The organism is Citrobacter meridianamericanus, assembly GCF_041320245.1.
In the GTDB taxonomy this organism is placed as follows: domain Bacteria; phylum Pseudomonadota; class Gammaproteobacteria; order Enterobacterales; family Enterobacteriaceae; genus Citrobacter; species Citrobacter meridianamericanus.
Window position 1 is genome coordinate 220,068 of sequence record NZ_CP101036.1, and the last position, 13,258, is coordinate 233,325.

The 13,258-nt window shown below is 52.8% G+C and carries 11 protein-coding genes, 1 tRNA gene and 2 other RNA genes; 11 read left to right on the top strand and 3 right to left on the bottom strand.

Annotation, left to right across the window (positions count from 1 at the left end; translation table 11 throughout):
* Window positions 1-45: 45 nt before the first annotated feature.
* Window positions 46-708, bottom strand: a complete 663-nt coding sequence (locus NMD08_RS01015) for an OmpA family lipoprotein (RefSeq protein ID WP_151216934.1) — start codon at window positions 706-708, stop codon at window positions 46-48.
* A gap of 159 nt (window positions 709-867) precedes the next feature.
* On the opposite strand from NMD08_RS01015, the gene NMD08_RS01020 reads away from it, so the two are divergent.
* Window positions 868-3,201, top strand: coding sequence for a molybdopterin guanine dinucleotide-containing S/N-oxide reductase (locus NMD08_RS01020; RefSeq protein ID WP_252838550.1), 2,334 nt, complete (start codon window positions 868-870; stop codon window positions 3,199-3,201).
* On the opposite strand, the gene NMD08_RS01025 is transcribed toward NMD08_RS01020, so the two are convergent.
* Entirely contained in the window at window positions 3,170-3,610 is a 441-nt protein-coding gene (locus NMD08_RS01025) for an N-acetyltransferase (protein ID WP_151216932.1), read from the bottom strand. The two genes, NMD08_RS01020 and NMD08_RS01025, sit on opposite strands and share 32 nt — an antisense overlap.
* Window positions 3,600-4,169 (bottom strand): DNA-3-methyladenine glycosylase I, encoded by a 570-nt coding sequence (gene tag, locus NMD08_RS01030; RefSeq protein ID WP_151216931.1) that lies wholly within the window; start codon window positions 4,167-4,169, stop codon window positions 3,600-3,602. Before tag ends, NMD08_RS01025 begins: the two co-directional genes overlap by 11 nt.
* Before the next feature lie 157 nt (window positions 4,170-4,326).
* Here tag and NMD08_RS01035 point away from each other — a divergent pair, with 157 nt between their 5' ends.
* From NMD08_RS01035 to dppC, 10 genes are all read left to right on the top strand, one after another.
* On the top strand, window positions 4,327-5,028 hold the full coding sequence (locus NMD08_RS01035; RefSeq protein ID WP_151223981.1) for an autotransporter outer membrane beta-barrel domain-containing protein: 702 nt from the start codon (window positions 4,327-4,329) through the stop codon (window positions 5,026-5,028).
* A 252-nt stretch (window positions 5,029-5,280) separates the two neighbouring features.
* Window positions 5,281-6,483, top strand: coding sequence for an MFS transporter (locus tag NMD08_RS01040; RefSeq protein ID WP_151223980.1), 1,203 nt, complete (start codon window positions 5,281-5,283; stop codon window positions 6,481-6,483).
* A gap of 213 nt (window positions 6,484-6,696) precedes the next feature.
* Window positions 6,697-8,391, top strand: a complete 1,695-nt coding sequence (gene eptB, locus NMD08_RS01045) for a kdo(2)-lipid A phosphoethanolamine 7''-transferase (protein WP_370619379.1) — start codon at window positions 6,697-6,699, stop codon at window positions 8,389-8,391.
* A 91-nt stretch (window positions 8,392-8,482) separates the two neighbouring features.
* A tRNA-Pro gene (locus tag NMD08_RS01050) sits at window positions 8,483-8,559 on the top strand.
* A 31-nt stretch (window positions 8,560-8,590) separates the two neighbouring features.
* Window positions 8,591-8,724: non-coding RNA, RtT sRNA (locus NMD08_RS01055), on the top strand.
* 31 nt (window positions 8,725-8,755) lie between these two features.
* Window positions 8,756-8,889, top strand: a non-coding RNA gene (locus NMD08_RS01060) — RtT sRNA.
* A gap of 512 nt (window positions 8,890-9,401) precedes the next feature.
* The gene (locus NMD08_RS01065; protein ID WP_127674029.1) at window positions 9,402-9,638 is read left to right on the top strand and encodes a hypothetical protein; all 237 of its coding nucleotides are present in this window, start codon (window positions 9,402-9,404) and stop codon (window positions 9,636-9,638) included.
* Window positions 9,553-11,160 (top strand): dipeptide ABC transporter periplasmic-binding protein DppA, encoded by a 1,608-nt coding sequence (gene dppA / locus NMD08_RS01070; RefSeq protein WP_151216927.1) that lies wholly within the window; start codon window positions 9,553-9,555, stop codon window positions 11,158-11,160. The genes NMD08_RS01065 and dppA overlap by 86 nt, the downstream gene beginning before the upstream one ends.
* 161 nt (window positions 11,161-11,321) lie before the next feature.
* On the top strand, window positions 11,322-12,341 hold the full coding sequence (gene dppB, locus NMD08_RS01075; RefSeq protein ID WP_151216926.1) for a dipeptide ABC transporter permease DppB: 1,020 nt from the start codon (window positions 11,322-11,324) through the stop codon (window positions 12,339-12,341).
* 9 nt (window positions 12,342-12,350) lie between these two features.
* A complete protein-coding gene (gene dppC, locus NMD08_RS01080; protein WP_003837734.1) occupies window positions 12,351-13,253 on the top strand; it encodes a dipeptide ABC transporter permease DppC in 903 nt (300 codons plus the stop codon).
* Window positions 13,254-13,258: the final 5 nt, after the last annotated feature.

A 13,258-nucleotide genomic window follows, 5' to 3' on the forward strand; every position in this document is an offset into this window, starting at 1 on the left:
GTGCTACATGCCGGATTGGGCACTGCCAGTATCCGGCACAAAACGTTACTGGAGAGGGCTTAAGGTAATCTCTACGCGACGGTTCTGCGCTTTACCTTCCGCCGTGCTGTTGCTGGCGATCGGATTTGACGGACCCATACCCTGAGTGCGGATACGGTTAGCTGCAACTCCTTGAGTGATCAGGGCGCTGGCCACGGAGTCCGCGCGTTGCTGCGACAGACGCATATTCAGATCCTGGCTGCCAGTGCTGTCGGTGAAGCCCAGCACGTTGACGGCGGTTTTATTGTACTCTTTCAGTACCATTGCCACGCCGGTCAGGGTGTTGGCACCAGCAGGTTTCAGGTTGGCGCTGCTGCTGTCGAAGGTGACGTTATTCGGCATATTCAGAATGATGTTATCGCCACTACGCGTCACGCTGACGCCCGTTCCCTGCATTTTGTCGCGCAGTTTGGCTTCCTGCACGTCCATGTAATAACCGACACCGCCGCCAACGGCCGCACCCGCCGCCGCGCCAATTAGTGCGCCTTTGCCGCGATCTTTCTTCGAAGAAGAGAGTGCGCCAATGCCCGCGCCGACCAGAGAACCAATACCCGCGCCAATGCCGGATTTACCCGCTTCACGTTCGCCGGTGTAAGGGTTTGTTGTGCAGCCAGAAACCGCCAGGGCGCCGCTCACGATGGCAGCAATAACAAAAACACGTTTCTTCATCTTAATTCCTTAATGACTTTTTCTTCTTTGCCACAGCGACCGTGGCGGTTGATTATGACGTGTGAACATGAAGAAAATTCCAGGGAAGACTCTGAAATTTGTAAGTAACATTGAACGGCATAATAAATAAGCCGTTACATCGCATTCAGGAGCGCCATCTTGGCTAATTCACCCGCACATTACTCGGTGTTAACCGCCGCCCACTGGGGACCTGTTCTCGTCGAAACCGATGGAGAGACGGTTTTCTCCTCGCGTGGCGCGCTGCCCACTTCCCATCCCAACTCTTTGCAAACCGTGGTGCATAACCAGGTGCACAGTAAAACGCGGGTACGTTTTCCAATGGTGCGTAAAGGCTTTCTCGCCTCGCCGGAGGACCCGCAGGGCGTGCGCGGGCAGGATGAATTTGTTCGCATCAGTTGGGACGAGGCACTGAATCTTATCCATACGCAGCATAAACGTATCCGTGACAGCTACGGCCCGGCCTCGATTTTTGCCGGTTCCTATGGCTGGCGCTCTAACGGCGTGTTACACAAAGCGGCAACTCTGCTACAGCGTTATATGGCGCTGGCAGGCGGTTATACCGGGCATCTGGGGGATTATTCGACGGGGGCTGCGCAGGCCATCATGCCTTACGTGGTGGGCGGTAACGAAGTTTACCAGCAGCAAACCAGCTGGCCTGTGGTATTGGAGAACAGCGAGGTGGTGGTGTTATGGAGCGCTAATCCGCTGAATACCCTGAAGATCGCCTGGAATGCCTCCGACGAACAGGGTCTTACTTACTTTGAGGCTTTGCGCGACAGCGGCAAACGTTTGATCTGTATCGATCCGATGCGATCGGAAAGCGTCGAATTCTTTGGCGATAAGATGGAATGGGTTGCCCCGCATATGGGGACCGACGTGGCGCTGATGTTGGGCATCGCGCATACGCTGGTGGAAAACGATTGGCACGATGTCGATTTTCTCGCCCGGTGTACGACGGGATATGACCTTTTCTCGGATTATCTACTGGGTAAATCTGACGATGTTGCGAAAACGGCGGAGTGGGCGGCTAAAATTTGTGGTGTTCCGGCAGCAAAAATACGTGAACTCGCGGCGATATTTCATCAAAATACTACCATGCTGATGGCGGGATGGGGCATGCAGCGTCAGCAGTATGGCGAGCAGAAACACTGGATGATCGTTACCCTGGCCGCCATGCTTGGGCAGATTGGGACGCCAGGCGGTGGTTTTGGTCTATCGTACCATTTTGCCAATGGCGGGAACCCGACGCGCCGTGCTGCGGTGCTGGCTTCAATGCAGGGCAGCGTTAAAGGCGGCACCGATGCAGTGGATAAAATCCCGGTGGCGCGGATAGTCGAAGCGCTGGAAAACCCGGGTGGTTTTTACCAGCATAACGGTATGGATCGCCATTTCCCGGATATCCGGATGCTGTGGTGGGCGGGCGGTGCCAACTTCACGCATCATCAGGATACCAACCGTCTGATTCGCGCCTGGCAAAAACCGGAGCTGGTGGTTATCTCGGAATGTTTCTGGACCGCCGCAGCGAAGCATGCCGATATCGTGCTGCCAGCGACCACTTCTTTTGAGCGCAATGATTTGACCATGACTGGCGATTACAGCAACCAGCACCTGGTGCCGATGAAGCAGGTCGTCCCGCCGCAGTATGAAGCGCGAAATGATTATGATGTTTTTGCCGAACTGAGTGAACGCTGGGAAGAGGGCGGTTATGAGCGATTCACCGAAGGCAAAAGCGAGCTGGAATGGCTGGAGACGTTTTACAATATTGCCGGGCAGCGTGGGGCCAGCCAGCAGGTGACGTTGCCGCCATTCTCCTTGTTTTGGCAGCAAAATGCGCTGATTGAAATGCCGGAAAACGCCACCAGCGCGCAGTTTATCCGTTTCGCGGATTTTCGCCGCGACCCGCAGGCGCATCCGCTGAAAACGGACAGCGGCAAAATTGAAATCTACTCCGCGAAGATTGCCGGTTACGGCTATGCGGATTGTGCGGGCCACCCGATGTGGCTGGAGCCGGATGAATGGTTCGGTAACGCCGAGCCGGATCAGTTACAGCTGCTTTCCGCGCATCCGGCGCACCGTTTGCACAGCCAGCTTAACTACAGCGCGTTGCGTGAGCAGTATGCAGTAGCGGATCGTGAGCCGGTAACGATTCATCCGCAGGATGCCAACGCGCGCGGCATTGCGGATGGCGACACAGTCAGGGTGTGGAATCAACGTGGACACGTTCTGGCGGGGGCCGTGGTGACGGAAGGCATCAAACCTGGCGTCATCTGTATTCATGAAGGTGCCTGGCCTGATTTGGAGCCGACAGCTGACGGTATTTGTAAAAATGGCGCCGTCAACGTGCTGACCAAAGATCTCCCCAGCTCGAAGCTGGGGAATGGCTGCGCGGGCAACACTGCGCTGGTGTGGCTCGAAAAATACAGCGGACCGAACCTGGCGCTTACTGCGTTTGATCCGCCTGCCAGCCCATAATCCACGTAGGATGGTGAGTCTCCTCCTGCCATGCGCCGTCTTCAATGCGAAAACCGAGCGCATGGTAGAAGTTCACCGCTGACTGATTCTTCTGGTACACCTCGAGGCTGAGTAACGAAAAGCGCTGCTGCACATGGTGTACCAGCGCTTTGCCGATCCCGCTTCTGATGGCGGTAGGTGCGACAAACAGGGCGCCGAGGAAGCGGTCGTCAATGACGCTGACAAAACCTTTGAGCGCACCTTCTTCTTCCCACACCCAGGTTTGTGCGGCGGGCAGGTAAACATCCCGCACGATGGATTCACTTTCGCGCCAGTAACGTTCTTCGATAAACGGATGAGCATGGATCGTGCTTTCCATCCACAGCGCCAGAATTGACGGTAGATCATCAGCCTTTGATTCACGAATCATGTTGTTCTCCCGGGTAACAGATGCAGCTGGTGACATGGTCGTTGACCAGTCCGCACGCCTGCATAAAGGAGTAACAGATGGTGGTGCCGACAAACTTAAACCCGCGTTTTTTTAACGCCTTAGATAGCGCATCTGACGCAGGCGTTGAGGTGGGAATATCGCTCAGGTTGGCGGCGCGGGTCACTTGCGGTTGGTGATCAACAAATGACCAGACGAACTCGCTAAATGACTCTCCGTCTTGCGTCATCGTTTGGTAAGCGCGCGCGTTGCCAATAATGGCCTGAATTTTTCCGCGATGGCGAATTATGCCGGCATCCAGTACCAGCCTTTCCACGTCCTCTTCAGTCATGGCCGCCACTTTTTCCGGGTCAAAATGGTGAAAGGCGTGGCGATAGTTTTCCCGTTTCTTCAGTACGGTAATCCACGATAGCCCTGCCTGCTGGCCTTCGAGGCAGATCATTTCGAACAGCTTTTTGCCATCGGTTTCCGGGACGCCCCATTCCTTGTCGTGGTAGGCAATGTAAAGTGGATCCTGACTGACCCATCCGCAACGCTGCATATTCTTCCTCGCTGTTTTTACTGGCGTAAAAATTTCATTCGGCCCGCCTTGACGCGCCAGCTAAAAAGACAATATTTAATATAAGGCCTTCAGGCCCAAATACTTCACACAATGACAATAATATCGCCGAATTCGGCTCTTTTCTGGAGTCGCGTTGATGCTTATAAGAAACAGTAGTGGTCGTCAGAGGTTAACTCTGGCGAGCGTTGTAGTTTGTGCGCTGTCCATCAATACAGCATATGGCTGGCAACAAGAATATATCGTTGATGCAATGTCAGGACATACGGCTGAACGTTATACATGGGACAGCGATCACCAACCGCGTTATAACGATATTTTGGAAGAACGTATTCGCTCCACTCAAAACGTGGCGGGTCCCGTGGTGAATCTGGTCGATGATACGCCAATGGATGCAACCAGCGGCATGAGTATGGGCTGGAACTTCCCGCTCTCAAGGCAAGTTACGACCGGTCCGGTTGCGGCACTGCATTATGACGGTTCGACCACCTCTACTTATAATGAATTTGGCGATAGTGCGACGTCGGTAACGCAGACCGATCCGCTGTGGCATGCCAGCGTCAGCACGTTAGGCTGGCGCGTCAATTCGCAGTTCGGCGATGTGCGACCGTGGGCGCAAATCAGCTATAACCAGCAGTTTGGCGAAAATATCTGGAAAGCGCAGTCGGGCCTCAGCCGCATGACGGCGGTGGGTCAGGACGGTAACTGGGTGGATGTTACTGTGGGTGCGGATATGCTGTTGAACCCGCACATGGCGGCTTACGCGGCGCTCTCGCAGGCGGAAAATAGTGCCAACAACAGCGACTATATGTACACCATGGGAGTAAGCGCCAAATTTTAACGCGAAAAAATCATCAAATAAACATCTTGATTACATGTTGATATCAACAATTATACGCATCTCAGCGATAGTGTGTACTAACTCATGCGATAAAATTCAGTAACCGGACTTTTTGTCTCGTCATTCATTCCGCATTCCAGGCAGTTCATTCCATCCTGGCGGCATTTCATGCCATTTTCCCCTGGCTATAAAAGCGCTTCGGTATGGTTGTTGGCAGAGAATTTCCCATTTTGTTTATGCAGGAAGACTGCCATGAAAACTTCTGATTATCAGCGTACCCGCTGGCTGACACTGATCGGCACCATCATTACTCAATTTGCCTTAGGTTCTGTTTATACCTGGAGCCTGTTTAACGGTGCGCTCTCTTCTAAGCTTGATGCGCCAGTGAGCCAGGTAGCATTTTCCTTTGGTTTGCTGAGCCTTGGGCTGGCGATTTCCTCTTCCGTCGCCGGGAAGTTGCAGGAACGTTTTGGCGTGAAGCGCGTCACCATGGCGTCCGGTATTTTACTCGGCGTTGGCTTCTTCTTAACCGCCCATTCTGACAGCCTGATTATGCTGTGGTTGAGCGCCGGCGTGCTGGTTGGTCTGGCGGATGGTGCGGGCTATCTGTTAACACTTTCCAACTGCGTAAAATGGTTCCCGGAGCGTAAGGGACTGATTTCTGCGTTCGCCATCGGTTCTTATGGCCTTGGCAGCCTCGGTTTTAAATTTATCGACAGCCAACTTTTGAGCACCGTGGGTCTGGAAAAAACTTTCATGATTTGGGGCGCGATTGTGCTGGTGATGATCGTCTTTGGCTCCACGCTGATGAAAGATGCGCCGAATCAGGAAGTGAAGGCCAAAAATGGCGTAATGGAGAACGACTACACGTTGGCGCAGTCCATGCGTAAACCGCAGTACTGGATGCTGGCCGTGATGTTTCTGACGGCGTGTATGAGCGGGCTGTACGTAATTGGCGTGGCAAAAGATATCGCACAAAGTCTGGCAAATATGGATGTGGCAACGGCGGCAAACGCGGTGACCGTGATTTCTATCGCTAACCTGTCTGGTCGTCTGGTTCTGGGTATTCTGTCCGATAAAATCTCCCGTATTCGCGTTATCACTATTGGTCAGGTCGTTTCGCTGGTGGGTATGGCCGCACTGTTGTTCGCGCCGCTGAATGACATAACCTTCTTTACCGCAATTGCCTGTGTTGCCTTCAACTTTGGTGGCACTATCACCGTGTTCCCATCACTGGTCAGCGAGTTCTTCGGGTTGAATAACCTGGCGAAAAACTACGGTGTTATCTACCTTGGTTTTGGTATCGGCAGTATTTGTGGCTCGATTATCGCTTCGCTGTTTGGCGGTTTCTATGTCACCTTCTGCGTTATCTTTGCGCTGTTAATCATCTCGCTGGCGCTTTCTACCACTATTCGTCAGCCGCAGCGTAGCGTCTATACCGAGGCACACGCCTGAATCTATTAGTGGTTTGATTAATACCCGGCGCATATATTTACAAAAATATATGCGCCCTTTGCATTCTCTATAAGCACTTTTCTTCCCTCCTGTGGTCTACTTACCTGCGCTGTAGAATTGTCTTATTATCTGCACTTGTCGCACTTTTCCCCTGTAGGGTCTGACAGGCCTTTACACAGGGTGTTTTTATCCCTTGTTCCAGGGTTTGTTTGCATGAGATATATCAAATCGATGACGCAGCAGAAGCTGAGTTTCTTGCTCGCGATCTATATCGGTCTCTTTATGAATTGCGCTGTGTTTTTCCGTCGCTTTAGCGGATATGCGCACGAGTTTACCGTCTGGAAAGGACTTTCTGCGGTTGTTGAATTAGCAGGCACTGTGCTGGTGACCTTCTTTTTACTCCGTATTCTCTCTTTATTTGGCCGACGAGTCTGGCGTGTACTGGCAACGTTTGTGGTGCTCTGTTCTGCCGGTGCCAGCTATTACATGACTTTCCTGAACGTGGTCATTGGCTACGGTATTATTGCCTCGGTCATGACTACCGATATTGATTTATCAAAAGAAGTTGTCGGCTGGCATTTTATCGTGTGGCTGGTTTCGGTCAGCATTTTACCGTTGGTTCTGATTTGGAGTAATCGCTGCCGCTATACCCTGATGAAACAGATTCGTACGCCAGGCATGAGATGGCGTAGCGTAGCGGCGGTTTTATTGGCTGGCCTGATGGTGTGGGCGCCCATTCGTCTGCTCAGCATGCAACAGAAAAGCGTTGAGCGTGAAACAGGCATTGATTTACCCAGCTACGGTGGGGTCGTTGCGAACTCCTATTTGCCGTCTAACTGGCTCTCTGCGCTGGGTTTGTACGCCTGGGCACAGGTGGATGAATCTTCAGACAACAAATCGTTGATGAACCCGGCGAAGAAGTTTACGTATGTTGCGCCCAAAAACCTCGACGACACTTATGTGGTCTTTATTATCGGCGAAACGACTCGCTGGGATCATATGGGGATTTTTGGTTATGAACGAAATACCACGCCAAGGCTCGCCCAGGAGAAAAATCTGGCCGCATTCCGTGGATACTCTTGTGACACTGCGACCAAACTTTCGCTGCGCTGTATGTTTGTGCGCGAAGGTGGGGCGGAAGAAAACCCTCAGCGTACTCTGAAAGAACAAAACGTCTTTTCCGTGCTCGGTCAGTTAGGGTTCAAGACAGACCTCTACGCAATGCAAAGTGAGATGTGGTTCTACAGCAATACCATGGCGGAGAACATCGCCTACCGTGAGCAGATTGGCGCTGAGCCGCGTAACCGTGGCAAAAACGTTGACGATATGCTGCTGATTAATGAGATGCAGCAATCTTTACAGAAGACTGATGATGGTGAAAAGCGTCTGATTATTCTGCACACCAAAGGCTCGCACTTTAACTACACCCAGCGTTACACCCGTGAATATGCACAGTGGAAGCCGGAGTGTGTCAACGTAGATAGTGGCTGCTCGAAAGAGGAGATGATTAACTCATTTGATAATTCGGTAACCTACGTTGATCACTTTATTACTCAGGTGTTTGATCAGCTGCGCGATAAGAAAGCGATCGTGTTCTACGCCGCCGATCACGGCGAGTCGATTAATGAACGGGAGCACCTGCACGGTACACCGCGTAAAATGGCGCCGCCAGAGCAGTTCCGCGTTCCTATGATGGTGTGGATGTCAGACAAATATCTGGAAGACCCTGACCATGCGAAGGCGTTTGCGCACCTGAAGCAAGAAGCTGAGATGAAGGTGCCGCGTCGTCATGTGGAACTGTACGATACCGTTCTGGGTTGCCTCGGTTATACCTCGCCAAATGGCGGTATTAACGAGAATAACAACTGGTGCCGTATCCCGGACGGGCAGAAAGCAGTGGCCCAGTAACAGGCCTGCTGACTTTCTCGCCGATCGAATGGCATTTTGTTACTAAGGGATTGACGGGCGCGCGGCTGAGCAGTAAGATGCGCCCCGCATTCGGTGATTGGCGCAGCCTGGTAGCGCACTTCGTTCGGGACGAAGGGGTCGGAGGTTCGAATCCTCTATCACCGACCAAATTTGAAACCCTGCTCAACGAGCAGGGTTTTTTGCTTTATAGCCCGAGAGGATGAGAACCTCCGGGGGTAAGAGGTTCGACTCGAGCGTAGCGAGAGAACGTTGCGTAAGCAACGGCCCGCAGGGCGAGCCACGCAGTGGCGAGTAATCCTCTATCACCGACCAAATTTAAAACCCTGCTCAACGAGCAGGGTTTTTTGCTTTATAGCCTGAGAGGATGAGAACCTCCGGGGTTAAGAGGTTCGACTCGAGCGTAGCGAGAGAACGTTGCGTAAGCAACGGCCCGCAGGGCGAGCCACGCAGTGGCGAGTAATCCTCTATCACCGACCAAATTTGAAACCCTGCTCAACGAGCAGGGTTTTTTGCTTTATAGCCCGAGAGGATGAGAACCTCCGGGGGAAGAAGTACCGCTCTCACCGACCTAAATTGACCTTCCTTTTATCTGTAAAAATTGTGCACCACTTCCCACTGACTGTTAACGATTCTGTGACATATTCCATTGCCTTTTTTTATGTTTGCATGAAACTTTTTTTGCGCTACTTATGGCTGACGCTGGCATTTTCCGCTGTGCGTTTTAACGTTCATGGCATTAATCGCTCAGATATGCAGCATTCATTGGGAAAATTTGAATAAATTGCATAAATGTTAATCACTAAATGTTGAGAAGTATGAAGATGTTTATTCTGGCATAGTGCGCGTAGCACAAATTTCCCTGCTGAAAATACCCGCTTGCACTTTTTTTAATCTTTGTCTGCCAATTCTCACCGTTGGTGCAAATCGCGGCTACCTGTATTGACGTTTTCACATTCTGTTGACAGATTGTAGGGCATGAGGGGCATTTCATGGAGAATCCGCACTGCAACTCAGTCGCTTATGTGAACGGAATCCCCATCCTCTTAACGCTGACCCGGCCGGGTAAAAAACAAAAAAGGCCAGGCGGTGCAAACCCACTGCAAAGGGTAAAACAACAAACATCACATTTGGAGCAGAAGAATGAGTATTTCCTTGAAGAAGTCAGGGATGCTGAAGCTTGGTCTGAGCCTGGTGGCTATGACCGTCGCAGCAAGCGTACAGGCTAAAACTCTGGTTTATTGTTCAGAAGGATCTCCTGAAGGCTTTAACCCACAGCTTTTCACCTCTGGTACCACCTATGATGCCAGCTCCGTGCCGATCTATAATCGCCTGGTCGAGTTCAAAACCGGTACAACTGAAGTGGTCCCGGGCCTTGCTGAGAAGTGGGAAATCAGCGAAGACGGTAAAACCTATACCTTCCACCTGCGTCAGGGCGTGAAGTGGCAGGACAACAAAGATTTTAAACCGACGCGCGATTTAAACGCTGATGACGTGGTGTTCTCTTTCGATCGTCAGAAAAATGCCCAGAACCCGTACCACAAAGTGTCTGGCGGCAGCTATGAATACTTCGAAGGGATGGGTCTGCCAGACCTGATCTCCGAAGTGAAAAAAGTGGATGATAAAACGGTTCAGTTCGTGCTGACTCGCCCGGAAGCACCATTCCTGGCTGACCTGGCTATGGACTTCGCTTCTATTCTTTCCAAAGAATATGCAGACAACATGCTGAAAGCCGGTTCCCCGGAGAAAGTGGATCTGAACCCAATCGGTACCGGTCCGTTCCAGCTGCAGCAGTACCAGAAAGACTCCCGTATTCTGTATAAAGCATTCGAAGGTTACTGGGGCACTAAGCCTAAAATCGACCGTCTGGTCTTCTCCATTACGCCTGACGCTTCCGTGCGTTACGCAAAACTGCAGAAGAACGAGTGCCAGGTAATGCCGTACCCGAACCCGGCTGACATCGCGCGCATGAAGCAGGATAAAAATATCAACCTGATGGAGCAGGCTGGTCTGAACGTTGGCTACCTCTCTTTCAACACAGAGAAGAAACCGTTTGATGACGTGAAAGTCCGCCAGGCGCTGACCTACGCGGTTAACAAAGAAGCGATCATTAAAGCGGTTTATCAGGGCGCTGGCGTCGCCGCGAAGAACCTGATCCCGCCGACCATGTGGGGCTATAACGACGACGTTAAGGACTACACCTACGATCCTGAGAAAGCCAAAGCGCTGTTGAAGGAAGCCGGTCAGGACAAAGGCTTTACCGTTGAACTGTGGGCGATGCCGGTACAGCGTCCTTACAACCCGAACGCGCGCCGTATGGCGGAAATGGTTCAGGCTGACTGGGCGAAAATTGGCGTTCAGGCCAAGATTGTGACCTATGAGTGGGGCGAGTACCTGAAACGCGCCAAAGCGGGTGAGCATCAGGCCGTGATGATGGGCTGGACCGGTGATAACGGGGATCCGGACAACTTCTTCGCCACCCTGTTCAGCTGTGCGGCAGCGAAAGACGGTTCTAACTATTCTCGCTGGTGCTACAAGCCGTTTGAAGACCTGATCCAACCGGCGCGAGCGACCGACGATCACAACAAACGTATTGAACTGTACAAGCAAGCTCAGGTTGTTATGCACGATCAGGCACCGGCTCTGATTGTTGCTCACTCCACCGTGTATGAACCAGTGCGTAAAGAAGTAAAAGGCTATGTGGTTGATCCATTAGGCAAACACCACTTCGAAAACGTCTCTGTCGAATAATTAAAAGCAAGCCAGGCAGCGCTACGGACCGTTAAGTCGGGTCACCGTAGCGCTGCCTGACAGTAATGCTTTATCTCCCTCTCGTTGGAGGGGGAGATAAGATTTGTGAGCAATACAGACTCACGGTTCCAGGCCGTGCGTCATTAGAGAGAATCCGGGTTATGTTGCAGTTCATTCTCCGACGTTTGGGACTCGTCATCCCCACGTTTATCGGTATCACTCTTCTCACCTTTGCCTTTGTCCATATGATCCCCGGCGATCCGGTAATGATCATGGCGGGTGAACGTGGAATCTCCCCTGAGCGTCATGCTCAACTGCTGGCTGAACTCGGTCTGGACAAACCGATGTGGCAACAGTACCTCCACTATATCTGGGGGGTTATGCATGGTGATTTAGGTATTTCGCTGAAAAGCCGCTTACCGGTGTGGGAAGAGTTCGTACCTCGCTTCAAAGCGACGCTGGAACTCGGCGTCTGCGCGATGATTTTCGCCGTCGCAGTAGGTATTCCGGTGGGTGTTCTCGCTGCCGTCAAGCGCGGCTCCATTTTCGATCATACTGCCGTTGGCCTTGCGCTGACCGGTTACTCCATGCCGATCTTCTGGTGGGGCATGATGCTTATCATGCTGGTTTCCGTACAGTGGAACCTGACGCCAGTTTCCGGTCGGGTGAGCGACATGGTGTTCCTTGATGATTCCAACCCCCTGACCGGTTTTATGCTGATCGACACCGCTATCTGGGGTGAACAGGGCAACTTCATCGATGCGCTGGCGCATATGGTCCTGCCGGCAATGGTACTGGGCACTATACCTTTGGCGGTCATTGTGCGTATGACCCGTTCATCGATGCTGGAAGTGCTGGGTGAGGATTACATTCGTACCGCGCGCGCCAAGGGCCTGACCCGGATGCGCGTCATCATCATTCATGCTCTGCGCAACGCCATGCTGCCCGTTGTGACCGTTATCGGCCTGCAGGTCGGTACATTGCTGGCCGGGGCGATCCTGACTGAGACCATTTTCTCGTGGCCGGGTCTGGGGCGCTGGCTGATCGATGCGCTGCAACGCCGCGATTATCCGGTAGTGCAGGGCGGGGTATTACTGGTCGCGACGATGATTATCCTCGTCAACCTACTGGTAGACCTGCTGTACGGCGTGGTGAACCCGCGTATTCGGCATAAGAAGTAAGGGGCCATCATGTCACAGGTTACTGAAAATAAAGTTATTGCTGCACCGGTGCCCATGACCCCGTTGCAGGAGTTCTGGCACTATTTTAAACGCAACAAAGGCGCGGTTGTTGGGCTGGTGTATGTGGTGGTGATGATCCTGATTGCGGTCTTTGCCAACGTTCTCGCGCCGTACAACCCGGCCGACCAGTTCCGCGATACGCTGCTGGCTCCGCCTGCATGGCAGGAAGGCGGTTCCATGGCGCATCTGTTTGGTACTGATGATGTGGGCCGCGATGTGCTGTCCCGCCTGATGTACGGTGCGCGTCTGTCGCTGCTGGTTGGCTGTCTGGTGGTGGTGCTCTCCCTGCTGATGGGCGTGGTTCTCGGGCTTATCGCCGGTTATTTTGGCGGGATTGTAGATAACGTCATCATGCGTGTGGTTGATATTATGCTGGCGCTGCCGAGCCTGTTACTGGCGCTGGTGCTGGTGGCGGTATTTGGTCCCTCGATTGGCAATGCCGCGCTGGCGCTGACGTTCGTGGCATTGCCGCACTATGTGCGTCTGACGCGCGCTGCCGTACTGGTGGAGGTTAACCGCGACTATGTCACCGCATCCCGCGTGGCGGGGGCAGGTGCGATGCGCCAGATGTTCGTCAACATTCTTCCTAACTGTCTTGCGCCGCTGATTGTTCAGGCGTCGCTTGGCTTCTCGAACGCCATTCTCGATATGGCTGCCCTCGGCTTCCTGGGGATGGGCGCACAGCCGCCGACGCCGGAGTGGGGCACCATGCTCTCTGACGTGCTGCAGTTCGCTCAAAGTGCCTGGTGGGTCGTGACCTTCCCGGGGCTGGCGATCCTGCTGACGGTACTGGCATTTAACCTGATGGGTGACGGTCTGCGTGACGCGCTCGATCCCAAACTGAAGCAGTAAGAGGT